The organism is Nocardia salmonicida (assembly GCF_036142455.1).
GTDB lineage: Bacteria > Actinomycetota > Actinomycetes > Mycobacteriales > Mycobacteriaceae > Nocardia > Nocardia salmonicida.
This window is the reverse complement of the sequence record NZ_CP108014.1, coordinates 3,051,040-3,077,429: the sequence shown is the minus strand read 5'-3', so window position 1 is coordinate 3,077,429 and position 26,390 is coordinate 3,051,040. Positions and strand designations below refer to the sequence as shown.

Below are 26,390 nucleotides of genomic sequence, written 5' to 3'. Positions count from 1 at the left end.
TACTCGTGAGGATGTCTCCGGCGGCGGCGACGATGGTGTTCGAACTACCGATACACCACGTCCGCCTGCTGGAAGGGGCACCCGATGACCGCCAACCTGGCTACCGCGTCGACGAACGGTAGCGCGAGCGACACGCTGCGCACCGGATACGACCCGGACTTTCTCGGGCCCAGGGTCGAGGTCCCGGAACTGGATGCCGCGGTCCGCGCTGACGCGGTTCGCTTGGACGGCTCCGACGTCATCGACTACACGCACTTCTCGTTGGCGTTGAGCACGCCGCGACGGTTCGCGTTCTGGGTGGCCTGGAACATCGACGGCGCCGCGATGCGGAAACTGCCTCGCACCGGCATCGACTTCGTCAAAGATCCGCGTATCCCGGCCGAGGTGCAGGTGGGAAACGAACTGTACCAACGGAATCGGCTCGATCGTGGACACCTGGCGCGGCGCGCGGATCTGCTGTGGGGCACCGAGACCGAAGCCGAGCAGGCCAATATCGACTCGTTCTTCTACACCAACATCACCCCGCAGATGGACGACTTCAACCAGAGCAGCCGCGCCGGGGTGTGGGGGCAGCTCGAAGACGCGGTCTTCGCCGACGTCGACATCGACGACCTCAAGGTGAGCGTCTTCGGCGGACCCGCTTTCCGCGCCGACGACCAGGTGCATCGTGGCGTGGCATTGCCGCGGGAGTACTGGAAGGTGATCTGCTTCGTGGCGGGAAACCGGCTGCGGTGCAAGGCGTTTCTGCTGACCCAGCACCTCGACGAACTCGAAGCGCTCGCGCTCGACGAGTTCCGCGTCTTCCAGGTAGCGGTGCCCGAGATCGAGCAACGAGCACGCTGCCGATTCCCCGCGGCCCTGCACATCGCCGACACGTTCGTGACCCAGGAGTCGGTCGACCGCCGTCGCCCGCTCGAGTCGACGGCCGACATCAGCTGGTAATTCCTACGGGACGCCGAGGACGGCAGGGTCAGGACGTCGCGGCCCGCTGCGCCGCGACGCGCGCCCACACCTGCGGATCGGTGCGCGGGCCGCCCGGCGTGGCTGCGCCGTATCGCTGGATCTGGGCGTCGATGTCCAGCGGCGCGGTCAGCGAGGTGCCCGGCGCGAGTGCGGCCTCGACGTGTTCATCGGGGACCAGCCAACACACCTCGAACTCGATGCCGTCCGGGTCGCGGGCGTAGAGCGCTTTGGTCGACCCGTGGTCACTGGCCCCCGTCAGCGCGTGCGCCGCCGCCAGGCGGTCCCGGACGGCTACGAGCTCGGACAAAGTGTCCACTTCCCACGCGACGTGATAGAGCCCGACCGAGCCCGTGGGTCCGGACGCGGGTGTCCTGGCCTGGAAGAGCCCGAGGTCGTGGTCGTTGGCCGAGCCGGGGGAGCGCAGAAACGCGCCGCCGGGAAATCCTTCGGGGAGCCGCTCGAATCCGAGCACGTCCTCGTAGAACGCGATACTGCGCGGCAGATCCGCGACGAACAGAACGATGTGGTTGATTCCCCGCATCTCCGGTGGCCTCCTCGATCGAAAGTTCTCGCCTCCTGACAGTCCCACGCCGGTGGCGACGACACCACCGGATGACCGGTAAGCGGGAGACTTCCTGCCCGCCGACGCCCCCGCTCCGGTGGAGCGCTGCTCAGTCCGGCGCCGAGCCGGGCAGGTGCGGATCCATCCATCGCAGCATCCGGTCGACCGAATCCGCGCAGTCGCCCTCCGAGCCGGACTCGGCCCACTCGATCAGCGCGGCGAAGGTGGCGGACTGATACGCGGTCGCGATGGCCCGGCAGACGGCGGCGGGGGAGCCGGGCAGCCGGTCGGCCAGGTAGCCCGACAGCGTATCGATCCACGGCCGGTAGATCCGGGGAGCGGTCGCAGCCAGCTCGGGTTCCGAGGAGATCAGCCGCAGCCAGCCCGCGGCCAGCTCCTGGATTTGCGGATCGCGGGATACCGATTCGACGATCGCGGTCCGGACGACCACCGCGGGCGGCTCCTCGGGGGCGGCGGCGCCGAGTGCGGATTGCAGGCGCTCGGTCGCAGGCGCGACGCCGATCCAGGCGATCTCGGATCGGGACGAGAAGTGCCGCAACAGGGTGCGGGTGCTGATCCCCGTGGCCTCGGCGAGATCGTTCCAGCTTGTGGTGGCGAAACCGCGGTCGGCCCACAGACGCAGTGCGCCGGCCGACACGGCCCTGGTGTCCAGCACGGAGGGACGGCCGGGGCGGCGGGGCGCTGGCTGGGTCACCACGAAAGCCAAACAGTTTTGGCGAAGTGTGTCAATATCGGTGAGACCTCACCGAAAAACAGGAGAAACAGTATGGATTTCGTCAACTTGTCCGCGATCGTCACCGGTGGTGCGTCGGGTCTCGGCTTGGCGACCGTGCAGGAACTGCACGCCAAGGGCGCCAAGGTCGTCATCGTCGACCTCCCCTCGTCCAACGGTGCGGCCGTCGCCAAGGAACTGGGCGAGGGCGCGGCCTTCGCGGCCGCGGACGTGACCGATGAATCGGCGGTTGCCGCGGCACTCGACGTCGCTGAATCGCTCGCTCCGCTGCGGATCGCCGTGAACTGCGCAGGCATCGGCAACGCGATCAAGACCGTCGGCAAGAAGGGCGCGTTCCCGCTCGCCGATTTCACCAAGGTGATCAACGTCAACCTTGTCGGCACGTTCAACGTGATCCGGCTGGCCGCCGAACGCATGGCGGGCACCGACCCGGTCGGTGAGGAGCGGGGCGTCATCATCAACACCGCCTCCGTCGCCGCCTACGACGGCCAGATCGGCCAGGCCGCCTACGCCGCGTCCAAGGGCGGCATCGTCGGCCTGACCCTGCCGATCGCGCGTGACCTGGCGAGCTACAAGATCCGCGTCGTCACGATCGCGCCCGGACTGTTCCGCACTCCGCTGTTCGAGACGCTGCCGGAGGAGGCGCTGCAGTCCCTCGGCGCGCAGGTGCCGCACCCCTCGCGTCTGGGGCAGCCCACCGAGTTCGCCGCGCTGGCTCGCCACATCGTGGAGAACCCGATGCTCAACGGCGAGACCATCCGCCTCGACGGCGCCATCCGGATGGCGCCGCGCTGAGTCGATCTGTGCGACAACGGCATCCGGCCGGGCAGTGCGCCCGGCCGGATGCCGTTGTCACTCGGCCGCCCCGGTGATGTTGCGGGCCATCCCGCCGAAGATGATCGCGTGAAAGGGACTGAGGGACTTCCAATAGAGGTGTCCGGCCAGTCCGTGTGGTTCGAACAGGGCCCGCTGGCGGTAATGCGCGCCGCCGCCGTCGGCCGGGGTGACCGACAGCTCGAGCCAGCCTCGTCCGGGCACGCGCATCTCCGCGCGCAAGCGCAGCAACCGTCCGCGGTCGAGGTGTTCGACCCGCCACCAGTCCAGCGCCTCGCCCACGTGCAGGCGATGTGGGTCGCGCCTGCCGCGGCGGAGGCCGACGCCGCCGGACAGGCGGTCGATCCACCCGCGCAGTGCCCAGGCCAGCGGGAAGGAGTACCACCCGTGTTCGCCGCCGACGGCTTCGACGACGGCCCACAGCGTGGCCGGGTCGGCAGTCGTGTCCCGCTCGCGCACATCGCTGTAGAGCGTGCCGCCGGACCAGTCCGGATCGGTGGGCAGCGGATCGGACGGGGCATCGGCCAGGCCGGCATCCGACCATCGGGTGGGCACGTCCCGATCGCGAATGCGGTGCAGTGCCAAGCTCACCGCGCCGAGATAGGAAGTGAGCCCCTCCGGCGGGTCGGGGATGTGGTCGGCGATGCGGTGTTCGGCGCAGACCACGTCGTTGACAAGCGATTCCATCAGCGGCACGGCGAGTGCCTTCGGTACCGGGGTGACCAGGTTGACCCATTGCGCCGACAGCCACGGCGTGAGTACCGGCACCGGCAGGATCACCCGCCGCGGCAGCCCCGCCGCCACGGCGTAGCCACGCATCATGCCCTCATAGGTGAGCACATCGGGCCCGCCGATATCGAAGGCGTCGTTGACGGTGTCGGGCAGGTCGGCCGCGTGCACCAGGTAGTGCAGGACATCGCGCACCGCGATGGGCTGGATCCGGCTGCGCACCCAGCGCGGCGTCACCATGACCGGTAGCCGTTCCGTCAGATACCTCAGCATCTCGAAACTGGCCGAGCCCGAACCGATGATCACCGCCGCCCGCAACACCACGGCGGGCGTCGGTGCGTCCAGCAGGATCTGGCCCACCTCCGCCCGTGAGGCGAGGTGGCGCGACAACTCCTGGCCGCTGGGGGTGATGCCGCCCAGATACACCGATCTGGTCAGGCCCGCCCGCGCGGATTCCGCCGCGACCAGGCGCGCCGCCTCGCGATCCACGTGCTCGAAATCGGCGCGGCCCAGGGAATGGACGAGGTAGTAGAGCACTTCCTGTCCGTCCAGCGCGGCACGGACATCCTCGGCCTGGGTGACGTCGCCGCGCACGACCTCGACCTGTTCCCGCCACGCCGCGTCGACGAGTTTGCCCGGGTCTCGGGCCAGCACCCGGACCGTGTGCCCGGCATCGAGCAGTTCCGGAACGAGTCGGCCACCCAGATATCCGGTGGCGCCGAACACTACACAGCGCATAGCGGTTCACTCCTGTCCGACGAGTCACAGCACGGGGTTCGACAAGACATCGACGGCCTCCTCCAGAGAGCTGAGCCGCCGCCCGATGACGACGTCCGTCCAGCCGGGACCGGCGGACATTACCGGACCTCGCCCGGCGAGCGCGTGAAGCGCGGCGGGTGCCGCGGTCGCGGGCGTCTGCGACCACAGCACGACGACGGCGGGATGTGTCCGCCGCGACAACGATTGGGCCAGCGCGTCGTCGGGCACATTCGCACCGAGAAGCAGTGCGGCCCTGCCCTTCTCGGCGAGTGCGGCACGCAGAATCTCGAGCGGCAGCACATGGTGTTCGCCCGCGGTACAGGCGAGGACGACCTCCGGCTCTCGACCCGCATCGGTCAAGGGCGGGACACAGCGATGCAGACTGGTCGTGATCGCCCACGACAGCAGGTGTTCGACGTCGATGTAGCCGCGGCCCTGCTGCTGACGAGTCACGATGTGCTCGAAGGCGGGTCGGCACAGCTGGTTCCAGGTGGGCACGACGCCGTGATGGGTGATGTGCGCCGCCAGCAGGTCCAGCAGCCGGGAGATGTCCATGTTCTCGGCGGCGATGATCACCGGATCGACCGCGCCGAGCTCCGGCTCGGGGGCGCGCACGGTGCGCGCGGCCTGCGCGGCGCTTCCCGGAGTGGCGCCGGCCCTGACCAATTCGACCATTTTGGTGGCCACGGCCAGGTCGGCACCGGTGTAGTGGCGGTGCCGACCTGGCAGATGCCCGCGCGGGCCGAGGTCGTAGCGCTGATTCCAGCTGCGCAGGGTGGCGACCGGAACTCCCAGCAGGCGCGCTACGGTGCCGACGGTCAGCTCCGTCGCCGCCTGAGGGCCGTCCGGTGTGGCCGTCATGGCCGGTGAGCGCCCCGTTCGAGCACCGGCCGGGTTCTCCCGCGACGCTCGTAGACAGCGCCGGCCAGACACAGCAGTCCCCACGTCGAGGTCACCGCGAGAGTCTTGCCGAGTTCGGGACGGCCCCTCAGCGCGTGGGCGAACACGGCGGTATCGGCGGCGTCCGAGCCGATCCGGACGAAGGCGGCCACGGTGCGCGCACGGGCGCCGGTCGCCGTGACCGAGGCGAGCCCGGAGAGCACATCGCGCAGCGCGACCGAGCGGGCCAACGCGCGCAGTTCGGGTTCCGCGCCGGTGCCGAGCCCGCTGGGTCGCAGCAAGATCTCGGGTCGGACGGTGACCGCGACGCCGTAGGCCGCGGTCGCGACGCCGAGGATCCTCGAGGGCGTGGTCGGGTTCATCGCGCCACCACCGCATCGAGCTCGGCCGACGAGCTCCGTCGAAGGATCAGTTGCAGCGCATCCAGATACCCGGAGCGGAAGCCGGCTTCGGAGTAGGCGAGATACAGCCGCCACATTCGCTGGAAGACCTCGTCGAAACCCAGTGCGGTGACCTGGGCGTCGGCGGCGGTGAACCTGTCCTGCCACAGTCGCAGGGTGTGCGCGTAGTGCTGTCCCATGGCGCTCCGATCTACGAGTTCCAGGTCGGTGTGGTCCGAGAGCAGTTGCGCCAGCAGTTCTTCCGAGGGGAGGAAGCCGCCGGGGAAGATGTATTTCTGCACCCAGGTGTGGGTCGCGCGGCCGGCCAGCATCCGATCGTGCGGCATGGTGATGACCTGCACCGCGACGTGACCACCCGGCGCGAGCAGTCGCTCGAGCACGGTCAGGTAGTCCGCCAGGTACTCGTAGCCGACGGCTTCGATCATCTCCACCGAGATCACCGCGTCGTAGCTGCCGTCGACATCGCGGTAGTCGCGCAGTTCGATCGTCACGCGGTCGGCGAGGTCGGCCGCGGCCACGCGCTGCTGGGCCAGCACGAGCTGTTGCGCCGAGAGCGTCACGGAGCGGACGGTCGCGCCGCGCTGTGCGGCTCGGATGGCGAGTTCGCCCCAGCCGGTGCCGATTTCGAGCACAGAGCTGCCCGGTCCGACGTTCGCGGCGTCGAGCAGGCGGTCTATCTTGGCGTGCTGGGCGGCGGCGAGGTCGTCCCACTCCGGGGCGGGGTCGAGCCGGTCGAACAGCGCCGACGAGTACGTCATGGTCTCGTCGAGGAACAATGCGAAGAAGTCGTTGGACAGGTCGTAGTGGTGCGCGGCATTGCTGCGGGCACCGGCGGGCGTGGCCCTGGTTCGGCTGGGTTGTCCGGGCAGAAAGAGGGGACGCAGTGCTTGCAGCGGCGCCGGGACCAAGGCGCTCAGGTCCGAGGCCAGCACGGTGAGGACCGCCGTCGGGTCCGGTGCCGACCAGTCGCCCGTCATGTACGCCTCGCCGAATCCGATGAGGCCGGTCGCGCCGAGCCGGGTGGCGAACGCGTCCGGGTCGTGCAGGACCATCCGCGGGGCCGTCGGGTCGTCGACGCCGCCGCCGAACATCGTGCCGTCGGGCAGTTCGACCCGCAGCGCGAGCCGTTGCGCGGCCCGGCGGAACAATGCCGCCGCCACCAGCCGACCGGCGCCGGCGCGGACTCCGCGAGGTACCTCGGCCAGGTGCGGCCATCGGTCGACGAACGCGGTGACAGGCGGCGCACCGCAGGTGGAGATGGTGGTCATGACAGAGCCTCCTGGGAGAGATGCGGTGTGCGTGGCACGATCGGCAGACCCCGATGCCACAGGCGTAGGCCCTGCCATCGGATGCGCGCGGCGATGCGCCAGGTTTCGATCGGGTGCGCGAGAACCGCGCTGGTCACAGTGCGGCGGGTCGCGGGGCGGACGAGGCCGCGGACGGTGGCGTCGAAGGTGGACCGGCCGTCCGGTCCCTCGAGCGATATCGCCAACCGCAGCCGTGTGTCGGGAACCGGGAGACGCAGCCGGTAGCGCCCGGTCACCGGGTTGAACGGCGAGACGTAGAACTCCTTGGCGACCGACGGATTCGGCTCCGGCGACACGAGATAGCGATGGCGTTCACCGTAGGTGTTGTGCACTTCGGCGAGCACGCACCGCAGGGCGCCGGTGTCGTCGTGGCACCAGAACACGGTGAGCGGGTTGAAGACGTAGCCGAAGATCCGCGCGTTGGCGAGCATGAGTATCTGTCCGCCACGCAGATCGATGCCCTGCTGGGCGAGATGGTCGACGACGTTGTCGCGCAGCGTGGCCGACGGATCACCGAGATGGTCGCGGGCATGGAAGCCGGCGAACGGTCGCAACGGCCAGGGCAGGCTCGGCAGTTCGTCGACGTCGACGAGCCAGCTGTAGCTGCGATAGGCGAACAGGTGCCGCACCGGTTCGCGACGCGAATGGCGGATCACCGTGCGCACCAGCCGGGCTCGGGTCATCGCACCTCCTGCTTGACCGCCGGGGCGACCGCGGGACGCGGTTGCCACAGACCGCCGATGCGTTCGGCCGCGCGCAGCCCCGACAGCGCGCCGTCCTCGTGGAATCCCCACCCGTGGTAGGCGCCGGCGAAGGCCACGGTCTGGTCGCCGATCTCGGACAGTCGCCGTCGGGCGGCCATCGAACGCGGCGTGTACTGCGGGTGTTCGTAGGTCATCGTGGCGACAACCGCGTCCGGCGCCACCCGGCCGTCGTCGCCGAGGGTAACCAGGAATCGGCGATCGACGGTGGCGGGCAGCCGGTGCAGCCGGGTCAGGTCGTAGCTCACGAGCACCCGGTCCGGGGAGGAATCACAGTGCGGCAGTCGGTAGTTCCACGACGCGCGGGCCGCGGTGCGGCGGGGCAGCACGGACTCGTCGGTGTGCAGCACGGTGTGGTTGGTCGAATAGGTCAGTGCGGCGAGGATGTCGGATTCCGCGGCGGTCGGCCGATCCAGCAGCCGCAACGCCTGACCGGGGTGGGTGGCGATCACGGCGGCGTCGAAGTGGTCCACCCGATCGGCGTCGTCGCGGACCTCGACCGAGCCCGCGGCGCGGTGGACGGCCCGCACCGGCACCGCCGTGCGCACCTCCTGCACGCCCTCGGCGACCGCTCGCACATAGGTGGCCGAGCCGCCGGTGACGGTGCGCCAGGTGGGGGAGCCGAACACGGTGAGCATGCCGTGGTGGTCGAGGAAGGTGAACAGGTAGCGGGCGGGGTAGCGCAGCGCGAGATCCGGCGGGCACGACCAGACCGCCGCCACCAGGGGAACCAGGAAGTGCGCGGTGAAATAGTCGGAGAAGGCGCTGGCTCGCAGGAATTCGCCCACGGTGCGCAGGTCGTCGCCGTGGTCGATGTCCAGTTCGGCGCGGGCCAGGCGGTGGAAGCGCGTGATCTCGCCGAGCATCCGCAGATAGGAGCCGCGGGTCAGGGACCGCGGTTCCGGGAAGATCCCGCGCAGCCCGTTGGCGCCGGCGTATTCGAGTCCACATCCGTCACAGCGGATCGACATCGACATGTCCGAGTCCTGCGTGCGCACGCCCAGCTCGCCGAACAAACGCTGCAGGGTCGGGTAGGTGCGGTCGTTGTGCACGATGAAGCCGGAATCCACGCCGAGCCACTCCCCGGTGCCGTCGGCGCGGGAATTCACCCGATGGGTGTGGGCATGGCCGCCGAGGCGAGCATCCGCTTCGTAGAGCACGACTTCACAGGTGCGGGCCAGCACCCAGGCCGCGGTGAGGCCGGCGACCCCACTGCCGATCACGGCCACCCGACGTCGATCACCGGTCATCGCTTGTCGCTTCCCCGGACCGCGACCGGTAGGTCCGGCGAATCGGCGATGTGTCGTTTCCTGCTGGGCGAGGTGGGGGTCATGACGTCCTCCGGAGTTCGGTCGGCCGGCGGACTGTCCGGCTCGCACTTTCGACGCTACCATTGAAACGACGCACAAACGATGCATAGATTGTCAGTCGATCGATCAGGCAGGGGCGCACGATGACCACTCACCTTCCGAGCTTCATCGACTCCGCACTCGACCGCACCGTCGTCCCCGGCTACAGCCGGATCGGCTTCCAGGTGCGAAGCCGAGGGTGGCCGCCGTTCGCGCCGCAGGCGCTGCGGGGCCGGACCGCCATGGTCACCGGTGCGAACTCCGGCATCGGCAAGGCGATCGCCGTCGGTCTGGCCGAACTCGGCGCCGCGGTCATCTTGGTGGTGCGCAATACCGCGCGTGGGATCTCCGCGGCCGCGGAGATCGCCGAGGCTGTTCCCGGCGCCCTCGTCCAGGTGCGGCGATGCGATGTCGCCGACCTGGCGGACGTACGGGATTTCGCTGCCGATTTCGTCGGCCGGGCCGACCAGGTGGACATACTCGTCCACAACGCGGGAGTCATGCCCACCACCCGCACCGAGAGCCGACAGGGATACGAGCTGTGTGTGGCCACGCACGTCCTGGGACCGCTGCTGCTCACCGAAATGCTCTCACCGGCACTGCAGCGCGCAGGGGACGCGCAGGTGGTCCTGATGTCCTCGGGTGGCATGTACGCCCAGGCCGTTCATCCCGACGATCTCGAGTACCGCACCGGCGACTATCGCGGCGCCACCGCTTACGCCCGCTCGAAGCGGATGCAGGTCGCGCTCACGCCGATGCTGGCCGAACGTTATTTCGGAGCGGGCATCGCGGTGCACAGCATGCATCCCGGCTGGGTGAACACTCCGGGTGTCGCCACCTCGTTGCCCAGGTTTCGGGCGCTGACCGGCCCCTTGTTGCGCACGTCCGCCCAGGGCGCCGACACCGCGATCTGGCTCGCCGCCACCGACGGCTTGCCGTCCGGACTGTTCTGGCACGACCGCATGCCGCGGCCCGAGCACTACTCGCGGCGCACCATCGAGTCGGCCGCCGACCGCGATCGCCTGTGGGAGTTCTGCGCGAGTGCGACCGGCGTGACCGCGGGCAAGCCCTGATCGTAGCTCGAGGTAACGATGCGACTTCGATGCGATAAAGGGATGGGTCATGGTCGCGGAGGCCGTGCGGAGTGAGGCTCGGTTCGGCAGATGAGTGGGCGCTGCCGCGACCTTTGGGATGGGTCGAAGACGGCGGAGGGTGCCTTGATGCAGAATGTGAAGGTGAACGATAGGCCTGAGACGAAGGTTGGGGTGTTGGCTGCTGTGGGACCGATAGCTGTCGCGACACCTGTCCGCGGTTAGTTCGATGTCGGCAGGAAACCGGGGCAGGGTTCACGATGGGACCTGATGAAGACCGTTTCGATGCGGTGGAGCGGCTGCGTCGGAAATGGGAAGAGGCCAAGGCCTCCGAGGACGGCTCCGGTGCCGCCGCGGGCGGTGCATCGAATGTCGTCCGGCTGCCGAGGCTGCCGCGACGAGGTCGGGAGAAGGTCGACGAAGCTCGGCCTCGGCCGTGGCCCGCGGAGGAAGTCGACGATCCGGCGCCGACCCGACCGGTGACCCGTGCGGAATTGCAGGGCGAGACGGGTGCGTGGCTGTTCCATGGGGCAGCGCAGGCCGACGAGAACCCCGAGCACGAAGGCAATGTCATAGATTTCGGCGCGTCGCGTCGGAAGCGTACGGGGGCCGATTCTTCTCCCGGGCGTGCTCGGCCGAGGGTGATGCCGCGCAGAATCGGGACCGGCGACAATCCCGGCGGCGAGGCCGACACCGCACCGACGGACCGACCCGAGCGGTAATCGCGCGGATCAGGCGATCCCCAGGACACTCTCGGGTGCCGGGGCGAACGTCGACTCGAAATGACGGATGAGATCGTCCGGGGTAGCGGGGGAGGCGGCGTAGCCGAGGTAGCCGTCGGGGCGCACGACATAGGCCGCGCCGTCGGCGCAGTGGTATCGCCGGGCGAAGTCGTCGTCGCTGTCGCGGATGACCGGGAGGATCGTCGGGGCGATGGTGGCCCCCGGACTGGCGACGAGGTAGATGTCGAGGTGGTCGTCGGTCAGTTTCCGGAGCAGCCCGGCGTGGCGTTCCATCTCGGTGAGAGTGGCTGTGTCGCAGGTGTTGTCGACGTACCGGAGCAGCGTGTGCCCTGGTCCGGCGAGCAGCGGGAACAGACGGAAAGGTGGAGTCACGCCGTCTCTGGTCAGCCCGGTCGCGTCGGGAGCGCGGCTGCCCGCGAGGGAAGACCGCGCGCCGGTGGGGGATTCGGTGACGAGGGGGCTGTCCCGGTAGTCGATCAGCAGCTGCGCCTCGCGCAGCAGAACCCGTTCGGGGTCCGATTCGTCGCCGCCGATCCCGTCGCGGGCGTGCCGGACGGTGCGGCCGACCACCTCCTCGCCGACCGGCCTGCGCTCGGCGTCGTAGCTGGCCAGCAACGACGGCGCGGCCACCTCCGCGACCGCCAGCGCCAGCTTCCACGCGAGGTTGTGGGCGTCCTGGATGCCGGTGTTCATGCCCTGGGCGCCCGTGGGCGGGTGGATGTGGGCGGCATCGCCCGCGACGAAGACCCGTCCCCGACCGTAGGCGTCGACGATGCGATGGCTGATCCGGAAGACCGAGGACCAGCGCAGATGCGAGGCGGTCGTCGGCTCGGGCGCGAGCCGGTCGAGCACCGCCTGGATATCGGCCAGTCCGGGGCCGGGCCCGGTGCCGAGTCCGTGCTCGATCTTGTCGCCGCCGACGGAGGTGTCGATCTCGAGTTCCGGGGGAACCCGCATCGACACGCGGTAGCGGTGGTGGCCGGGCAACGGGATGCACACCAGCACGTCGTCGGTGACCCCGTTGGTCTGGTGCATCGACCGCACGTTGTAACCGTGCGGTTGTGACCAGTCCAGCTCGACATCGCCGAGCATGTACTGCTCCTCGAAGGCCGCACCCTCGAACGTCAGACCCAGCGTCTTGCGGACGGTGCTGTGCGCGCCGTCGCAGCCGACCAGATACCGGGCCCGCACCGTGTGCTCGCCCTCGGGTCCGGCGAGCACGGCATCCACACCATCCTCGTCCTGGGTGAACCCGACGAGCCGGACCCCGCGCTCCACGCGCGTGCCCAGCGACTCGAGGTGTCGGCGCAGAATCCGCTCGGTCTCGTACTGGGGGAGTCCGAGAAACCCGAAAGGAATCTCGGGCGGCAGCGTCAGATCCATTCGGTCGGCCTCGGTGCCGTTGACGTACACGATCTGACCGCGCATCAGGATCCCGGCGTCGAGGACCTCCCGCAGGATGCCCATCGCCTCGAACAGTTCCAGCGTGCGGGGTTGGATGCCCACCGCTTTCGCGTACTGCGGCGGATCGGATTGCGCGTCGATGATCCGGCACCGCACACCGTGTCGGACCACCTCCACGGCGGCCGCCGACCCCACCGGACCTGCGCCGACGATCAGAACATCGGTATCGAACATGCGACATCACCTCGCGCTGGAAGCCCCCGCCTCATGTTGGTCCGCTGATCGTACGCCTGGCGCCGACCCGCGAAATGCCTTCGACGAACGGGTCGCGAGTCCTCCTCGGACGCAGTCGATATCGGCATGTGCTGCGACGATGCACCGAGTGCCATCCGGAGAGGTACTGGTTACCGTACTCGGTGGTATGGTCGCTCGCGCGGTGCCTGCGACGATGCGGGCCAGGGAAGGGCTCGAGCATGGAACATCCGATCGAACGCCGTCGATTCTTGCGGGCGGCCGGAGCGGGCCTGCTCGCCGCGGCGCTGGGGGAGTCGCAGGTCGGCGCGGTCCCCACCGCGCCACCGGGAGCGCGCAGTCCCCTGCTGTTCCACTCCCCGGCGGTCGAGCCGTTCGTCGACGAGATGCCGCGCCTGCCCGTGGTGCGGGGCGACCGGCTCGAGCTCGTCGCCGAGACCACGACCCACCGGTTCCACCGTGATCTGCCGCCGTCGCCGTCGCTGGGCTACAACGGCATGAGCTATCTGGGCCCGACCGTCGAGCATCCGGCGGGCACCCCGCTGCGCCTGCGTTTCGCCAACAGGATGACCACGCACCCGCTCGCCGCCGATATGGACACCAGCCTGCACGGCGTCGCCGAGAGTTTCCGCACCGCACCGCCGTCGTCGCTGCATCTGCACGGCGGGGTGACACCGCCCGACAGCGACGGGCATCCCGAGCAACTCGTCTATCCCGGCGGCGACATCGACCACGACTTCCCGCTGGCGCAGGACACCGGCCACCTCTGGTACCACGACCACGCCATGGGCATCACCCGCGTGAACGTCTACGCCGGGCTGGCCGGAATGCTGTTGCTCCGCGACGAGTTCGACACCGGCGGACCCGGCAACCCACTGGGCCTGCCCGCGGGCGAGTTCGAGGTGCCGCTGGTCCTGCAGGAGAAGCTGTTCACCGCGGACGGGCGCCAATCGGTCCGGTCGACATCGGTGGTGCCGGAAGGGGGCTGGGAGGGTGGAGCCGTCGGCGACATCGGCCTGGTCAACGGCAAGATCTGGCCGTATCTATCGGTCGCGCGTTGCCTCTACCGCTTCCGCGTGCTCAACGCGGCGTCGTTCAGCGTGTGGAATCTGTTCTTCGGCAACCGGATGCGGTTCTGGGTGATCGGCACCGATCACGGCCTGCTCGACGCGCCGGTCGCCACCCACGAGCTGCGGCTGGCGCCGGGTGAACGGGTGGATCTGCTGGTGGACTTCGCCGAACTGGACCCGGGCGAGACCGTCGAACTGTGCAACGACGAGGCGCCGGTCTCCCAGGCCGCGATCCTCGGCGAGGTCGCGATGCCGCGGTTCTGTCAGTTTCGGGTGGAGGATCGGCCGGGCTTCGCGGGCGGCGTGCCGGAACGGTTACGCGGCGGAGCCGGACTGGCGCCGCTGCTGCCGCCGATCGACACACCGACGGTGATCCGCGATGTCACCGTCAGTCAGCCCTACGAGCTGCGCGTGCCGCCCGCGATCATGTCGCTGAACAATCTCACCTTCAGCAGTCCCGATATCGAGATGCCGCGCCAGGGCACCGTCGAACAGTGGAACATCATCAACATCACGCCCGATCCGCACCCGATTCACCTGCACCTGGTCACCTTTCGCGTTCTCGGCCGGACCCCGCTGCGCACTGTCGACTATCAGCTGGCCCATCCGCAGCCGCCCGTCGGACAGAAATGGGCGCCGTCGGCCGAAGGATTCCTGGCCGGTCCGATGGTGGCGCCGCAGCCGTGGGAAGCGGGCACCAAGGACATCGTGCGCGTCGACGGCGGCACCGTCACCAGCATCATCGTGCGGTTCCCGACCGCGGCGGAACTGGGCTTCGACCCGGACGCGCCGTTCCCGCGCCGGGTCGCGACCGAACGCGTCGGCGCGGATACCCATACCGGTCACCGCGCGCCCGACCATGCCGGTCATCAGCACGACGACCTGCGCGGATACGTGTGGCACTGTCACCTGCTCGACCACGAGGACCACGACATGATGCTGCAGTACCGCATCGTGCCGTGATGGTTCCGTACTTTCAGGTACGGAAAGAGATTCGACATAGTATGGTCGACATCGATCGCAGTCAGCGAGTGGATGTCAGATCAGGAGGCCGACAGTGGTCGATGCCGTCGAACGTCAGGTCGAGCACACCCGCTCCGGGCCGTCGGTGAAGTGCCCCACCGCCTTTCGCTATTGGGAAGCGCGCGACACCCCGCTGGTACGTGGGCTCGAGCGCGTCTTCACGACCGTCACCAGGCAGCGGCTGTTTCCCAGCGATGAGCAGGCGAGTGCGCTGTGCGAGGACCTGTTCACCGGTGACCCGGTAGCCGAACGGTTCGTCGCCGAGGTGATGCACGGTGCGATCGGGTCGAAAGCCGGGCGCGCGATGCTGGAGACGGCGCTGGCCGAGGGCATCGATGCGGTGCCGGACGCGCCGGAATCCATGCGCGCGTTGTTCGCCGAGTTCGAGACGGTGCCCGACTGGGTGGTGCCCGAACTGGTGGAACAGGGCGCGGCGATCTGGCGGCGCTGGGGCACCATGCTTTTCAGCTTCGCCGGTGCCGAGACGCTCGAGATGTACACCGAGGCCGCGGTCGCGACGCCACTGTCGCTCGCGGGTGGCTACGCGGGCGACAGCGCGCTGCGCCGGTTCCTGGAGACCACTCGCTTCTGGATCGACGTCTCCGCCCCTGACGCGCTGCTCACCCCGGGTTCGGCGGGTCGGGCCACCGCGCTGAAGGTGCGGGTCATGCATGTCTCGGTGCGCGCGAAGGTCGCGGGCCACCCCGAATGGGACCTCGAACGCTGGGGGTTGCCGATCAGCCAGACCTACCAGATGCTCACCCTGCTGGCGGGCAGCGTGACGCCCGGCCTCGGCCTGTGGGCACTGGGCTATCAGACGACGCCGTCGGAAATCCGTGCGCTGCTGCACTTCCAGAAGTACATGGGCCACCTGCTCGGCGTGCGGGTGCGCTGGTATCCGGAGACGGTCCTCGACGGACTGCGGGTACTGGCGATGACCATCGTGTCGCGGTCCTACGACGCCGGACACCACGGGACGGAACTGATCGAGTCCTATCCGGCGGCCTTCGCGCCCCGCGACGGCCACCGTGGTCTGACCCGGTGGCGCGAGAAGTACAACTACCGGATCAATTCCGTGTACTCCGCGATGTACATGGCCCCCGGCACCCGCCGTCACTACACCATGCCACCCGCGTTCCCGTGGATCCTCATCCCGATCCTGCGCTTTCCGCTGATCACCGCGATGGAGATCGTGCGCCGGATCTGCCCGCCGTTCGCACGGGCGCACGAAAAGCTCATGCTCGCCCATCGCGAGAACTGGTATCGCGCCCAGATGCAGGGCCGCACAGCGGCGTTCGACGCCAGCGGTGCCCTGCGCCGATGAACCCACCGAAAGCAGCCATGACTACCGCAGACATCATCGAAGTGTGGAATGGGCCGGGACGTCGCGACGGCGAACTGACACCGGTCGAGCCGCGCCACAACGGAGTACATCCCTCGCCGAGCAAGCTCGCCTTCGAACACTGGTACTTCGACGCGCACCTCGACACCGGCCACGTGGTGATCGGCTTCCTGACCAAACGCCGACCCGAGGACCTGCCCTTGGCCCGGCCCTGGGTGGAGATGATGGTCTACGCCCCCGACGGCACCCGCCGCCAGGTGTCGCGGCGCTATCCGCACTCGGCGACCTCGTTCTCGCCCGACGCCTGCGATGTGCGCGTCGGCGCCAACACCGCGCGCACCGAGTTCCGCGACGACGGCCTTCCGGTCCATCACCTGCGGATGGCCGAGGACGGTCTCGTCTTCGACCTGCGGTTCCACAACGAGGTCCCCAGCTGGATGCCCGGCAAGGGGGAAACCCGTTTCGGCAGTAAGGATTCCTTCGGCTGGATGGTCGCCGCGCCGCGTGCCGCGGTCACCGGCTCGATCGAAATCGACGGGGTGCGACACGAGGTCACCGGACGTGGGTATCACGACCACAACTGGGGCGTCGGCGACATGAAGAAGATCATCGAGCGCTGGCACTGGGGCAGGCTGTACGTCGAGGACTACTCGCTGCTGTTCGCCTCGGTGCTCACCCAGCAGCGCCGAGGCGGACACGAGATCAGCCCGCTGATGCTCGCCCACCACGCCGACATCGTGCTGTCCACCGGCGAGACCGTCCTCACCGAGGGGCCCGCGCGCTTCGACGCCACGGCGGGGCGGAACTACCCCGAATGGATCGCACTGCAGGTGCCGGGAAAACTCGAACTGCGCCTGGACGTCGAGCGGGTCATCCACGCCCACGACCTGCTCGACGATCTACCGATCGTGCGTTCGCGCCTGGTCAAACCCCTGGTGCACCGCTTGGCCGGGCACCCGGGCTACTTCCGATTCGAGTCGAGCTTCGACCTGACCGTGCACACCGAGAGCGGACCGCAGCGACGCAGCGGGACCACGCTGCACGAACTGGTCGCGCTGACGTGACCCTCCGTGCCGTGCTCACCGGCGCGGAACCCTCTGCGGCGCAACGGAGATCAGCGGGGCGACTCGGTGCTGGTGATGAACCGGAAGAACTCGCGGCGCTGATCCTCGGTCGGCACGGGTAGGTTCTGGTTGCCGTGCACGAAGCCGATCCCGGCGAAGCACATCAGCCCGGCACGCATCTCGGCCTGTTCCGCGGAGAATCCCATGTCGACCAGGGTCTTCGACAGGGTGTGGAAGATCCGCTGATCCAGCGCCTTCACCGCCTCGGCCACCTTGGCGTTCGTGCGCGCCCAGTCGCGGACCGCGAGCTCCACCTGCCAGACCCGCTCTCCGGTGAGCAAGGCGCCCATCCGGGCCAAGCGCTCCTGCGTCGGCAGTTCGTCGAGGTCGGTGAACCCGCGAGCCGCGTCGTTCTGATCGGCGCACCAGAACTGCGCGGTGGTCTCGAGCAACTGGTCGATACCGTCGAAATGCCAATAGAAGCTACCTTTGGTGACGCCGAGCTCATCGCAGACCTTGGCGATGGTGATGGCGGCGACGCCGTCACGCAGCAGCACGCCCAGCGCCGCGTCGGTCCAGTCCTCGACGCCGAGCCTGCGCGCCGCCCCACGCGCGGCCGCCGCTTTGCGTTTGGACACCGGCGCCGTCGGCCGGGTGTTGCCTGGCTCGTCGGTCATGATCGTCTCCTCGCCGCTGGCACCATACTTCACCGTACAGTTAAACCTACCAAAAGGTATGTCCGATCCTGTCTACATCCGAATATGAGCGGTAGCGAGCCGTAGCGGGAGACAGAAACGGCCCGAAGCCGATGGGCTTCGGGCCGTGTACTGGGGTTGTGTCAGTTATCGCGATACACCGCGACGACCGGTGACCAATCCGACGAGGAACAACAGGATGACCGCGCCGGCGATGCAGGTGAAGAAGCTGAACCACAGTCCGCCGCCGTTGACATCGACACCGAACAGTTTGAGCAGGAACCCGCCGAGCAGTCCGCCGACCACACCGACGACGATGTTGAGCAGGATCCCTTGCTGGGCATCGGTTTTCATGATCTTGCTGGCGATCCATCCGGCGAGTCCGCCGATGATGATCCATCCGAGAATTCCGAGACCGAGCATGGTCTACTCCCATCATCTGTACGTGCCGGCGAGCACCCGGTGCGGGCCCTCGCTCTCCCCGGCGGCATACCCCGGCTTCGTGCGGTCAATCAGGCCGGCGTGAAATGGTGTGTGCCGTGCTACTTCTGGATGGTGCGGGCGAGGATGCCGAGGGTGGCTCGCAGTGCCGCTTCGGGGATGATCGGGAAGATGGCCGCCTCGCGGTAGCGGGGCGCGATCTTGCTCCAGTCGTAGTACGAGGTGACCAGTGTGCCGGTGTCGTCGGCCTCCAGGCGATAGCCGTACAGGTGCTCGATCGGCGGCTTGATGGTGCCCGAGATCGTCCATTCGAGGTGGGTGTCCTGCTCGAATCCGGTGATGATCACCGTCACGTCGTATTTGCCCATCGGCAGGTCGTTGAGCGACTCACGGTCCATGTGCACGACGAACTCGTCGCCCACCCCGGTGACAGGGTTTCCCTCCGCCGATTGCAGCATGCCCGAACTGTCGATCGCTACGTGCCCTTCGGGGGAGCACAGCAGCGAGAAGATTTCCGCGGGTGACGCGGTGATATGCCGCTGGACCTCGAACCGTTCTACCGTCATGTCCTCCACCCTCGCACACGGGGGTTCGCGAGGTGTTCACGTCACCGGCGACGATCTCCTCAAAAGGTGCGCGGCCAGTGTGGATCCGACTCCGTGCAGGACGATGCTGCCGAGAACCGTCATGACCATGACGGTCAACACCGGTTCGCCGTACTGCTCGGGCAGCAAGTTGAAGGCGAGCAGCCCGAAGATGATCGAGGGGGTACCGCGCGGACCGATCCATCCCAGGAGTAGGACTTCTCGCCGGGGAACCTTCGATCCCAGGAGGGAAATCGCGACGGGCACCATGCGCGCCACCGTGAGTACGGCGACGCAGAACACGATCAATCGCCAGTCGACTTCGCCGGCGAGCGCGACTACGGCGGCGGCGCCGAAGGCGAACCACATCTGGGTGGTGAGCAGGAATCCGACGTCGTCGATCAGTCGATGGCCTTCGGCGAAATTCTCGGACTGACGGCGCAGGTGATGGAACAGGACTCCGCACAGGAACGGGGCGACGAATTCGTTGCCTCCCAGTTCGTGCACCACCGCGAACGTCAGCAGCGGGGCCGCGACGACGACCATCCGCTCGGACTGCGTGGTCATCAGTCCACGCCGTTCGGCCGCGTTGACGGTGGTTCCGAGGACGAAACCGATCGCGACGCCGACCATGATCGCCACGGCGACGGCCCATGCCGCCGAACCGAGGGCTCCGAGCACGGTTTCCGACGGTGCGGTGCCCACGGTGAGGGCCACGCCGAAGAACAGCACCGGCGCCAGGATCCCGTCTTTGTAGCCTGCTTCGATATTCAGCACATCGCGTACCCGCTCGGGCACCCGCTTGTCGCGCAGGATCGATGTGGCGGGCGAGAAATCGGTGGGCATGACCACGCAGGCGATCACCAGAAGCAGTGCCCATCCGGCGGTGGGGAACAGCCAGGAGCCGAGCAGCATGGCCGCGGCGATGCTCAGCGGTAGCGCCACCACCATCATCCGGACAACGACACCGGGATGGCCGCCGAGCAGTCGGCCGCGCGCTTCGGAGGAGTCGATGAACAGCAAGACCGCGAGGATGATCTCGGCGACCTCCAGCGCGGCATGCGCGTCGAGGACTTCGGCAACGTGGTCGTACGACGCGAAACCGACGATGATCCCCGCGGCGACGACCACCATCGGCGCGGTGATGCGGTGCCGCTCGAACCACCCGGCCAGCATCGCCCACACCACCAACGCCGACGACACCGCGAGAATCACTCCGGTCACCAGGACAGCCTGCCAGAACAAAGTGTTTCCACCCGGGGCGACACCCGCCGTCGTCGGCGGCTGTCGAGTTAGCCCGATCACTTGCCTTCGCGGCCAGATCCCAACGATCACAGCCGCAGGGTTCCTGTTTCCTGTTCTTCGTCCTGCACACCGGCTGACAGCCGGACTGCTCAGAGCTGCGATTGCACCTCGGCGGCGATGAGTTCGAGGTGGTCGAGGTCGGCGAGATCGAGGATCTGCAGATAGATCCGGCTCGCGCCGATCTCGCGGTAGCGGGCGATCTTGTCGACGACCTCGGCGGGCGAACCGGCCAGACCGTTTTCCTTCAGCTCGTCGACCTCGCGGCCGATCGCGGCGGCCCGGCGGGCCACCTCGGCGTCGGTGCGCCCGACACAGGCGACCAGGGCGTTGGAGTACACCAGTTCGTCGGTGCGCCCGGCCGTGCGCACCGCGGCGCGCACCCGGTCGAACTGGGCGGCGCTGTCGGCGATCGAGGCGAACGGCATGTTGAACTCGGTGGCGTAGCGGGCCGCCAGGCGCGGGGTGCGGACCTTGCCGTTGCCGCCGATGATCACGGGCACCGGATCCTGCACCGGCTTGGGCAGGGCGGGGGAATCGGTGAGCTGATAGTGGACGCCGTCGAAGCTGAACGTCGCCCCCGGCTTGGTCTCCCACAGCCCGGTGACGATGGCCAGCTGCTCCTCGAGCAGACCGAACCGATTGTCCGGGAACGGAATGCCGTAGGCCGCGTGTTCGGCGGCGAACCAGCCGCTGCCCAGGCCGAGTTCGACCCGCCCGCCCGACATCTGATCCACCTGGGCGATCTGGATGGCCAGCGGTCCCGGCAGCCGGAAGGTCGCGGCGGTGACCAGGGTGCCCAGTCGGATCCGGGAGGTGTCCCTGGCCAGCCCGGCCAGGGTGATCCACGCATCGGTCGGGCCGGGCAGGCCCGAGGCATCGCCCATCGCGAGGTAGTGGTCGGAACGGAAGAACGCGTCGAAGGCGAGTTCCTCGGCCGCGCGCGCCACCGACAGCAACGTGTCGTAGTCGGCGCCCTGCTGAGGCTCGGTGAAGATGCGGAGGTCCATGATCACCATCGTGCCCGATGCGTGCGGGGTCCGCCCGGGCACCGGGACGGGCACGAAGATCCGCGCATCTCAGCTGCGGAAATCGTCGAAGTCGAACCCGGGTGCGACCACGCAGCTGACCAGTACTTCCGCGACCACGCAGGGTCGTGCGGCCTGCCAGTGGCCCGCGGGCACGAGTTGCTGGACGCGGTGCCCCTGTTCGATGTCCGGGCCGAGGATCACCCGCTCGGGTGTGCCCGGTGTGTCACCGTCGCCGCCGAGGGACAGCTCCAGCGGCCCGCCCCGGTGCCACATCCAGAGCTCGTCGGAGCGCACCGCGTGCCAGATCGACTGTTCGTCCGGGGGCAGCAGGAACAGGATGCCGGTCGCGGCGACTCGCGGGCCCGGATAGCCCTCGGGCACGAAGGTATGTGCGCTGCGCCAGGTTTCGCGGAACCAGCCACCTTCGGGATGCGGAAGCAGGTCCAGCGTCGCGGCTGTCGCGGGCCGATGCAGCAACTCCGTATGGCGACCGGCGGGACCGCGGCGAGCCCAGCGGATGTCGCCGACGGCGGAACGGGGAACGGTGTCGCTGGTGGGGGAGACCCCGCGCGGGGTGAGCACGACAATGGGTGTGGTTGTCGGCACCAGATCGGCGACCGCGAGCGCGGCCTCGTCGTCGCCCGCCCAGCGGGTCTGCTCGTTGTCGACGTGGAGTCGGTCGCTCGCGCTCAGCCAGGCATCGAGCGTGGTGACGATTGCCGGGCCGGAATCGGTGGGCTTGCTGCCGGTGGAGGTCATAGGTGAGTCCCGTCGGAGTACGTCAGGTGGACATGTCGGTCCTACCATCGGTCGCGGGACGAGCCCGACGCGGTCCGGACCTGTACCTCGCTCAGGGTAACGGCCGCACGGGTGCATGACGACGTGAGCCGCTGCTGTGGGCGCTCACACGAGATGCCCACAGCAGCAACGTCACTCAGGCGTCGACGGAAACGGTGGCCGACCGCAGATCGGGAAGGCCGAGGTTGTCTCGCAGGGTCGTTCCGGTGTATTCCGTGCGAAGCGCGCCCCGGTCTTGGAGCAGCGGGACCACACGGTCGACGAATTCGTCCAAGCCGGTGGGGACGAGGTGCGAGCCGAGGATGAAACCGTCGGAGCCGTCGTTGTTGACGAACTCGTCGATCTTCTCCGCGACCTGGGCCGGGGTGCCCACGATCGGGCCGCGCTCGAACTGGTCGATCACCGTCTCGCGCAGGGTCAGTTTCTTGGCCTCGGAGATCTCGCGCAGCCGCTTGACCGTGGCGAAGCGATCCTGGTGTAGGAAGGCACGGCCCTGGATGAACGACGGCGCATCGGGATCCGGCTCGATGTCGGGGATCGGGCCCTCGGGGTCGTAGCCGGACAGATCCCGATTCCAGATCTGTTCGAGCAGGATCAGCGCGGTCTGTCCGGTGACCTGTTCGTTGCGGACCGCGTGGTACTTCTCGATCGCCTCGGCTTCGGTGTCGCCGAGGACGAAACTCGCCGACGGCAGGATCTTGATGTCGTCGGCCGAGCGCCCGGCTGCCACCGCGCGCGCCTTGATGTCGCGATAGAAGTCCGCGGCCTCGGGAAGCTTGCCGTAGGGGGAGAAGATGGCGTCGGCATTGGCCGCGGCGAAATCGCGGCCCTGCGGCGAGACACCGGCTTGCAAGATCACCGGCCTGCCCTGCGGGCTGCGCGGCACGGTGAAGCGGCCGGAGATGTCGAACTGCTGACCCCGGAACGCGAACGCACCGGCATCGGGTCTGGCCAGGAATCGCCCGCTGTCCTTGTCGGCGACGATGTCGTCGACGTTCCACGAATCCCACAGGGCCCGAACCGCATTCAATGTCTCCTCGGCCCGCACATACCGGTCGGCCGGATCGAGGAAGCCGCCGCGCCGGAAGTTCTGTCCGGTGAAGGCGTCGAAGGAGGTGACCACGTTCCAGGCTGCGCGTCCGCCGGAGAGGTGATCGAGGGTGGCGAATTGGCGGGCCAGTTCGTAGGGCTCGTTGAACGTGGCGTTGATGGTGCCCGCGACGCCGAGGTGCTCGGTGACCGCGGCGATAGCGGCCAGCACCCCGAAGGTGTCGGGGCGGCCGATGATGTCCTGGTCGAAGATCTGGCCCGCGCGTTCACGCAGGATGAGACCCTCGGCGAGGAAGAAGAAGTCGAACTTGCCGCGTTCGGCCGTGCGCGCGGTGTGTTCGAAAGAACTGAAATCGATCTGGCTGCCCGCCTGGGGATGCCACCAGGCGGTGTGGTGGTTCACGCCGCCGAGGTAGGCGCCGAGGATGACCTGCTTACGGGGTGTACTCATCGGTGAGACCTCACACTCGGGCGTAGCGGTTGGGCACGGTGGTCGACAGTCCGAGCAGGCCGCGCAGGGAATCTTCGGGGTAGCCGGTGCGGAACAGTCCGCGATGCTGGAGGGCGGGCACGAGTCGGTCCGCGATCGCGGCCAGGTCGTCGACAGCCACACCGGGCCGCAGCCGGAATCCGTCGACACCCTGGGCGTCCCAGTCGGTGAGCAGATCGGCCAACTCCTCGGCGCTGCCGGTGAAAATGGCCGCGTCGGAAGTGAATTCGGCACCGGACTGATCGTTCAGGCGGGCCAGGCGTTGCGCGCCCGTGTCGTCGTCGGTGTCGAGGAAGACGACCAGGTCGGCGTACACCCGCAGTGGTTCGCCCACCCTGGTCGCACCGGCGGTCGCGACCTGTCGCAGGATTTCCGCCGGTCCGTGCTCGCGCGTGGGTGTGATGAAAACGAGATCGGCTGCCGTAGCGGCGAATTCGTAGACGCGTGGGGCGTGGGCGAGTGCGGTGACCACCGGCTGACCCTGTGGTGGGCGCGGGGTGATGGAGGGACCGCGGACGTCGAAGAAGCGACCTTCGAAGTCGATGTAGTGCAGTTTGTCGCGGTCGATGAAGCGGCGGGTGGCGACGTCGCGGATCTCGGCGTCGTCCTCCCAGCTGTCCCACAGGCGGCGCACCACCTCGACGGCGTCGGTGGCCTCCTCGAACAATGCTTCGGCGTATTCGGGGAGCGTGCCGGTCGCGATGATGTCGGCGAACTCGGCGGGTGTCGGCTCGGTGATCTCGCGCCGCCCGAAGTGCTCGGCTTCCTCGGTACCAGCCGAGACCCTGACCTGCCAGCCCGCGCGGCCGCGGGAGGTGTAGTCGAGGGTGGCGAGCGCGGTGGAGACGTGGAACGGCTCTGTGTGGGTGGTCGTCACCGTCGGGATGAGTCCGATGTGGCGCGTGATCGGGGCGAGGCTGGCTGCTATGAGATGGGCGTCGAGCCGGGCGCGGACCTGGTCTACGGCGTTGTCGTCGCGGGTGTGCAGCGGACCGGGGACCCGCAGACTGTCCTCGATCGTGACGAAGTCGAGCAGGCCACGCTCCGCGGTGCCTACCAGGTCGGTCCAGTAGCCGACGCTGAACAATTCGGTGGGCCGCGAGTTCGGTGCTCGCCAGGCGGCCGGGTGCCAGCCCGCGCCGTCGAGCGCGACACCCAGGTGCAGTGGGTTCGGTGCCATCGTCTGCCATTTCTGTGGTTCGGTGAACGGTGCCTGGTGCAACGCTCGATGCCGGGCACCCGCTGCGCGCCGGGTACGAGTGCCGCAGTTGCCTGACGGGCGTGGCGCGATGCCGCTATCGATCACAGGTGGCCAGCGGGGGTGGCCGGGAGAATGCGAACGGCCGCGGCGACGACGTCAACCGTTGAATTCAGCCCGATCGACGGGAAATAGGGTGTCGTTCCACCATTTCGTCGAATGCCGCCGCGCACCTGTAGATCCTCGTCACCTGACGTATCTCACCGACTTCTCGCTCTCCCGGAATTTATCTCGGGCCGCAACCCGTCCGCGCAGGTGACAGCGGTGAAACCCGATGTAAGCCGGAGGTGGGTAAAGGCTTTGGCTCGCCGACCGGGTCGATACTTTCGACGTGAAGACAGCGCAGGACAACTCGAGCGAGGAGTTTCTCGGTCGAGTGCGCGACTATGCGGAGCAAGTGTTGAGACCCGCCGCGTTGTCGACCGACAGGGACGGGGTTCTCGCGGACCGCATCGACGAACTGCGCGACCTCGGCCTGCTCAACCATCTGGCGCCGAGCGAATTCGGCGGGCTCGCGATCGACCGCGACACCGACCGCCGCGTACACGAGATCATCGCCGGCGCCTGCTTCAACACCTGGCTGGTCTGGGCACAGCACGCGCCGCTGGCCGGGCGCATCGCCGCCGCACGCGCGACGGGTGCTCCGGTGTCGGCGCTTGCCGCCCGGATTCTGCGCGGTGAGCTGCTGCTCGGCGCCGGGGTCAGCGATGTGCGGCGGTTCCCCGATCACTATGTCGCGGCACGGAAGGCGGCGAACGGCTGGATCTTCGACGGCACCCTGTCCTGGGTCAGCGGTTGGGGTCTCAACTCCGCGCTCACCGTGGCTGCCGTGGAACCGGACACCGAAACCGTGGTCACCGCGCTCGTCCCGGTCGGGGAACGAACCCGCAGCGCCGGACCGCTGGAACTCGGCGCCGTCGCGGGCAGCCGGACGGCCCGCGTGCGCTTGGACGAAGTCTTCGTTCCTGACGAAAACGTGCTCACCACACAGAGTCTCGACCAAGCGCGCTTCGCGGACGCGGGGACCGCGAGTGACGCGCGAGCCCATCACTTCGGCCTCGCCGAGACGATCCTGACCGAGCTGGAGCACAGCACCGTGCCGCTCGCCGCCGACGTCGCGGCGACCTGGCGCCCACGCGTCGCCGACATCCGTTCCACCGCGTACGCGCTCGCCGACGAAGCAACGGCGGCGGGCGGCGGACCACATCGCCTCGACGAGCGCCTGGCCACCAAAGTGGCCAGCGGCGAAGCACTCTCGGCGATCAGCCGCGCCCTGCTCATCACCAGGTCCGGCCGTGGCCTCGGCGGTGACGACACCGCGCAACTTCACGCCCGCTCCGTCCTCTTCGTCCTGGTCCAGGGACAGACCGCCGATGTCCGTCGCGCCCAGCTCGCTGCGCTGACCCGCTGATCACCACCGAACGGAACCACCG

25 protein-coding genes are annotated in these 26,390 nt (G+C 68.4%); 8 read left to right on the top strand and 17 right to left on the bottom strand.

Annotated features, from left to right (window positions below; translation table 11 throughout):
• Nucleotides 1–84: 84 nt before the first annotated feature.
• Nucleotides 85–942 (top strand): DNA/RNA non-specific endonuclease, encoded by an 858-nt coding sequence (locus tag OHS03_RS14600; protein WP_328663287.1) that lies wholly within the window; start codon nucleotides 85–87, stop codon nucleotides 940–942.
• Nucleotides 943–970: 28 nt separating this feature from the next.
• Here the strand turns inward: OHS03_RS14600 and OHS03_RS14595 are convergent, their stop codons facing one another.
• Together OHS03_RS14595 and OHS03_RS14590 are read right to left on the bottom strand one after the other, a co-directional pair.
• A complete protein-coding gene (locus OHS03_RS14595) occupies nucleotides 971–1,504 on the bottom strand; it encodes a VOC family protein (RefSeq protein WP_328663285.1) in 534 nt (177 codons plus the stop codon).
• 130 nt (nucleotides 1,505–1,634) lie between these two features.
• Entirely contained in the window at nucleotides 1,635–2,240 is a 606-nt protein-coding gene (locus OHS03_RS14590; protein ID WP_328663283.1) for a TetR/AcrR family transcriptional regulator, read from the bottom strand.
• Between the two features lie 72 nt (nucleotides 2,241–2,312).
• Between OHS03_RS14590 and OHS03_RS14585 the strand changes: the two genes are divergently transcribed.
• A complete protein-coding gene (locus tag OHS03_RS14585; protein WP_063055076.1) occupies nucleotides 2,313–3,074 on the top strand; it encodes a 3-hydroxyacyl-CoA dehydrogenase in 762 nt (253 codons plus the stop codon).
• Nucleotides 3,075–3,131: 57 nt separating this feature from the next.
• Here OHS03_RS14585 and OHS03_RS14580 read toward each other — a convergent pair whose 3' ends face one another.
• From OHS03_RS14580 to OHS03_RS14555, 6 genes are read right to left on the bottom strand one after another with little or no spacing between them, the layout of a single operon-like run.
• Entirely contained in the window at nucleotides 3,132–4,580 is a 1,449-nt protein-coding gene (locus tag OHS03_RS14580) for an SDR family oxidoreductase (RefSeq protein WP_328663281.1), read from the bottom strand.
• 24 nt (nucleotides 4,581–4,604) lie between these two features.
• Nucleotides 4,605–5,462, bottom strand: a complete 858-nt coding sequence (locus tag OHS03_RS14575; RefSeq protein ID WP_328663279.1) for a MerR family transcriptional regulator — start codon at nucleotides 5,460–5,462, stop codon at nucleotides 4,605–4,607.
• Nucleotides 5,459–5,863 carry a hypothetical protein gene (locus OHS03_RS14570; RefSeq protein WP_328663277.1) on the bottom strand — a complete coding sequence of 135 codons (405 nt, stop codon included), beginning with the start codon at nucleotides 5,861–5,863 and terminating at the stop codon, nucleotides 5,459–5,461. Before OHS03_RS14570 ends, OHS03_RS14575 begins: the two co-directional genes overlap by 4 nt.
• Complete coding sequence (locus OHS03_RS14565; RefSeq protein WP_328663275.1) at nucleotides 5,860–7,170, bottom strand: class I SAM-dependent methyltransferase; 1,311 nt, start codon at nucleotides 7,168–7,170, stop codon at nucleotides 5,860–5,862. Before OHS03_RS14565 ends, OHS03_RS14570 begins: the two co-directional genes overlap by 4 nt.
• Nucleotides 7,167–7,892, bottom strand: a complete 726-nt coding sequence (locus OHS03_RS14560) for a DUF1365 domain-containing protein (RefSeq protein WP_328663273.1) — start codon at nucleotides 7,890–7,892, stop codon at nucleotides 7,167–7,169. The genes OHS03_RS14565 and OHS03_RS14560 overlap by 4 nt, the downstream gene beginning before the upstream one ends.
• Nucleotides 7,889–9,220, bottom strand: a complete 1,332-nt coding sequence (locus tag OHS03_RS14555) for an NAD(P)/FAD-dependent oxidoreductase (RefSeq protein ID WP_328663271.1) — start codon at nucleotides 9,218–9,220, stop codon at nucleotides 7,889–7,891. The genes OHS03_RS14560 and OHS03_RS14555 overlap by 4 nt, the downstream gene beginning before the upstream one ends.
• A gap of 203 nt (nucleotides 9,221–9,423) precedes the next feature.
• Here OHS03_RS14555 and OHS03_RS14550 point away from each other — a divergent pair, with 203 nt between their 5' ends.
• Complete coding sequence (locus OHS03_RS14550; RefSeq protein ID WP_328663269.1) at nucleotides 9,424–10,392, top strand: SDR family NAD(P)-dependent oxidoreductase; 969 nt, start codon at nucleotides 9,424–9,426, stop codon at nucleotides 10,390–10,392.
• A 278-nt stretch (nucleotides 10,393–10,670) separates the two neighbouring features.
• Nucleotides 10,671–11,132, top strand: coding sequence for a hypothetical protein (locus OHS03_RS14545; protein ID WP_328663267.1), 462 nt, complete (start codon nucleotides 10,671–10,673; stop codon nucleotides 11,130–11,132).
• A gap of 9 nt (nucleotides 11,133–11,141) precedes the next feature.
• On the opposite strand, the gene OHS03_RS14540 is transcribed toward OHS03_RS14545, so the two are convergent.
• Nucleotides 11,142–12,791, bottom strand: coding sequence for an FAD-dependent monooxygenase (locus tag OHS03_RS14540; protein ID WP_328663266.1), 1,650 nt, complete (start codon nucleotides 12,789–12,791; stop codon nucleotides 11,142–11,144).
• Between the two features lie 239 nt (nucleotides 12,792–13,030).
• On the opposite strand from OHS03_RS14540, the gene OHS03_RS14535 reads away from it, so the two are divergent.
• The 3 genes from OHS03_RS14535 to OHS03_RS14525 all read left to right on the top strand — a co-directional run bounded on the left by OHS03_RS14535 (nucleotide 13,031) and on the right by OHS03_RS14525 (nucleotide 17,308).
• Nucleotides 13,031–14,842 (top strand): multicopper oxidase family protein, encoded by a 1,812-nt coding sequence (locus tag OHS03_RS14535; RefSeq protein WP_328663264.1) that lies wholly within the window; start codon nucleotides 13,031–13,033, stop codon nucleotides 14,840–14,842.
• Nucleotides 14,843–14,936: 94 nt separating this feature from the next.
• On the top strand, nucleotides 14,937–16,226 hold the full coding sequence (locus OHS03_RS14530) for an oxygenase MpaB family protein (RefSeq protein ID WP_328663262.1): 1,290 nt from the start codon (nucleotides 14,937–14,939) through the stop codon (nucleotides 16,224–16,226).
• Nucleotides 16,227–16,243: 17 nt separating this feature from the next.
• Entirely contained in the window at nucleotides 16,244–17,308 is a 1,065-nt protein-coding gene (locus OHS03_RS14525; protein ID WP_328663260.1) for a lipocalin-like domain-containing protein, read from the top strand.
• 50 nt (nucleotides 17,309–17,358) lie between these two features.
• On the opposite strand, the gene OHS03_RS14520 is transcribed toward OHS03_RS14525, so the two are convergent.
• The 8 genes from OHS03_RS14520 to OHS03_RS14485 all read right to left on the bottom strand — a co-directional run bounded on the left by OHS03_RS14520 (nucleotide 17,359) and on the right by OHS03_RS14485 (nucleotide 24,879).
• On the bottom strand, nucleotides 17,359–17,985 hold the full coding sequence (locus OHS03_RS14520) for a TetR/AcrR family transcriptional regulator (protein WP_056809585.1): 627 nt from the start codon (nucleotides 17,983–17,985) through the stop codon (nucleotides 17,359–17,361).
• A 165-nt stretch (nucleotides 17,986–18,150) separates the two neighbouring features.
• Nucleotides 18,151–18,426 carry a GlsB/YeaQ/YmgE family stress response membrane protein gene (locus OHS03_RS14515; RefSeq protein ID WP_056809579.1) on the bottom strand — a complete coding sequence of 92 codons (276 nt, stop codon included), beginning with the start codon at nucleotides 18,424–18,426 and terminating at the stop codon, nucleotides 18,151–18,153.
• A 119-nt stretch (nucleotides 18,427–18,545) separates the two neighbouring features.
• The gene (locus OHS03_RS14510) at nucleotides 18,546–19,010 is read right to left on the bottom strand and encodes an SRPBCC family protein (RefSeq protein WP_328663257.1); all 465 of its coding nucleotides are present in this window, start codon (nucleotides 19,008–19,010) and stop codon (nucleotides 18,546–18,548) included.
• Nucleotides 19,011–19,046: 36 nt separating this feature from the next.
• On the bottom strand, nucleotides 19,047–20,252 hold the full coding sequence (locus OHS03_RS14505; protein ID WP_328663255.1) for a cation:proton antiporter: 1,206 nt from the start codon (nucleotides 20,250–20,252) through the stop codon (nucleotides 19,047–19,049).
• Between the two features lie 170 nt (nucleotides 20,253–20,422).
• Nucleotides 20,423–21,340: an LLM class F420-dependent oxidoreductase gene (locus OHS03_RS14500; protein WP_063006585.1), complete on the bottom strand. Its 918-nt coding sequence runs from the start codon at nucleotides 21,338–21,340 to the stop codon at nucleotides 20,423–20,425.
• Nucleotides 21,341–21,409: 69 nt separating this feature from the next.
• The gene (locus OHS03_RS14495) at nucleotides 21,410–21,838 is read right to left on the bottom strand and encodes a cupin domain-containing protein (RefSeq protein WP_328664232.1); all 429 of its coding nucleotides are present in this window, start codon (nucleotides 21,836–21,838) and stop codon (nucleotides 21,410–21,412) included.
• Nucleotides 21,839–22,295: 457 nt separating this feature from the next.
• Nucleotides 22,296–23,660, bottom strand: coding sequence for an NtaA/DmoA family FMN-dependent monooxygenase (locus OHS03_RS14490; protein WP_328663252.1), 1,365 nt, complete (start codon nucleotides 23,658–23,660; stop codon nucleotides 22,296–22,298).
• 10 nt (nucleotides 23,661–23,670) lie between these two features.
• Nucleotides 23,671–24,879 carry an LLM class flavin-dependent oxidoreductase gene (locus OHS03_RS14485; RefSeq protein WP_328663249.1) on the bottom strand — a complete coding sequence of 403 codons (1,209 nt, stop codon included), beginning with the start codon at nucleotides 24,877–24,879 and terminating at the stop codon, nucleotides 23,671–23,673.
• Nucleotides 24,880–25,288: 409 nt separating this feature from the next.
• Between OHS03_RS14485 and OHS03_RS14480 the strand changes: the two genes are divergently transcribed.
• The gene (locus OHS03_RS14480; RefSeq protein ID WP_328663246.1) at nucleotides 25,289–26,368 is read left to right on the top strand and encodes an acyl-CoA dehydrogenase family protein; all 1,080 of its coding nucleotides are present in this window, start codon (nucleotides 25,289–25,291) and stop codon (nucleotides 26,366–26,368) included.
• The last annotated feature ends 22 nt before the right edge of the window (nucleotides 26,369–26,390 follow it).

Bases quoted from the DNA above. Each gene is read 5' to 3' on its own strand.
- OHS03_RS14515 (WP_056809579.1), bottom strand. From the start codon at position 18,426: ATGCTCGGTCTCGGAATTCTCGGATGGATCATCATCGGCGGACTCGCC.
- OHS03_RS14600 (WP_328663287.1), top strand. From the start codon at position 85: ATGACCGCCAACCTGGCTACCGCGTCGACGAACGGTAGCGCGAGCGAC.
- OHS03_RS14535 (WP_328663264.1), top strand. From the start codon at position 13,031: ATGGAACATCCGATCGAACGCCGTCGATTCTTGCGGGCGGCCGGAGCG.
- OHS03_RS14540 (WP_328663266.1), bottom strand. From the start codon at position 12,791: ATGTTCGATACCGATGTTCTGATCGTCGGCGCAGGTCCGGTGGGGTCG.
- OHS03_RS14565 (WP_328663275.1), bottom strand. From the start codon at position 7,170: ATGACCACCATCTCCACCTGCGGTGCGCCGCCTGTCACCGCGTTCGTC.
- OHS03_RS14580 (WP_328663281.1), bottom strand. From the start codon at position 4,580: ATGCGCTGTGTAGTGTTCGGCGCCACCGGATATCTGGGTGGCCGACTC.
- OHS03_RS14570 (WP_328663277.1), bottom strand. From the start codon at position 5,863: ATGAACCCGACCACGCCCTCGAGGATCCTCGGCGTCGCGACCGCGGCC.
- OHS03_RS14545 (WP_328663267.1), top strand. From the start codon at position 10,671: ATGGGACCTGATGAAGACCGTTTCGATGCGGTGGAGCGGCTGCGTCGG.
- OHS03_RS14500 (WP_063006585.1), bottom strand. From the start codon at position 21,340: ATGGACCTCCGCATCTTCACCGAGCCTCAGCAGGGCGCCGACTACGAC.
- OHS03_RS14550 (WP_328663269.1), top strand. From the start codon at position 9,424: ATGACCACTCACCTTCCGAGCTTCATCGACTCCGCACTCGACCGCACC.
- OHS03_RS14490 (WP_328663252.1), bottom strand. From the start codon at position 23,660: ATGAGTACACCCCGTAAGCAGGTCATCCTCGGCGCCTACCTCGGCGGC.
- OHS03_RS14520 (WP_056809585.1), bottom strand. From the start codon at position 17,985: ATGACCGACGAGCCAGGCAACACCCGGCCGACGGCGCCGGTGTCCAAA.
- OHS03_RS14510 (WP_328663257.1), bottom strand. From the start codon at position 19,010: ATGACGGTAGAACGGTTCGAGGTCCAGCGGCATATCACCGCGTCACCC.
- OHS03_RS14525 (WP_328663260.1), top strand. From the start codon at position 16,244: ATGACTACCGCAGACATCATCGAAGTGTGGAATGGGCCGGGACGTCGC.
- OHS03_RS14585 (WP_063055076.1), top strand. From the start codon at position 2,313: ATGGATTTCGTCAACTTGTCCGCGATCGTCACCGGTGGTGCGTCGGGT.
- OHS03_RS14575 (WP_328663279.1), bottom strand. From the start codon at position 5,462: ATGACGGCCACACCGGACGGCCCTCAGGCGGCGACGGAGCTGACCGTC.
- OHS03_RS14555 (WP_328663271.1), bottom strand. From the start codon at position 9,220: ATGACCGGTGATCGACGTCGGGTGGCCGTGATCGGCAGTGGGGTCGCC.
- OHS03_RS14485 (WP_328663249.1), bottom strand. From the start codon at position 24,879: ATGGCACCGAACCCACTGCACCTGGGTGTCGCGCTCGACGGCGCGGGC.
- OHS03_RS14595 (WP_328663285.1), bottom strand. From the start codon at position 1,504: ATGCGGGGAATCAACCACATCGTTCTGTTCGTCGCGGATCTGCCGCGC.
- OHS03_RS14560 (WP_328663273.1), bottom strand. From the start codon at position 7,892: ATGACCCGAGCCCGGCTGGTGCGCACGGTGATCCGCCATTCGCGTCGC.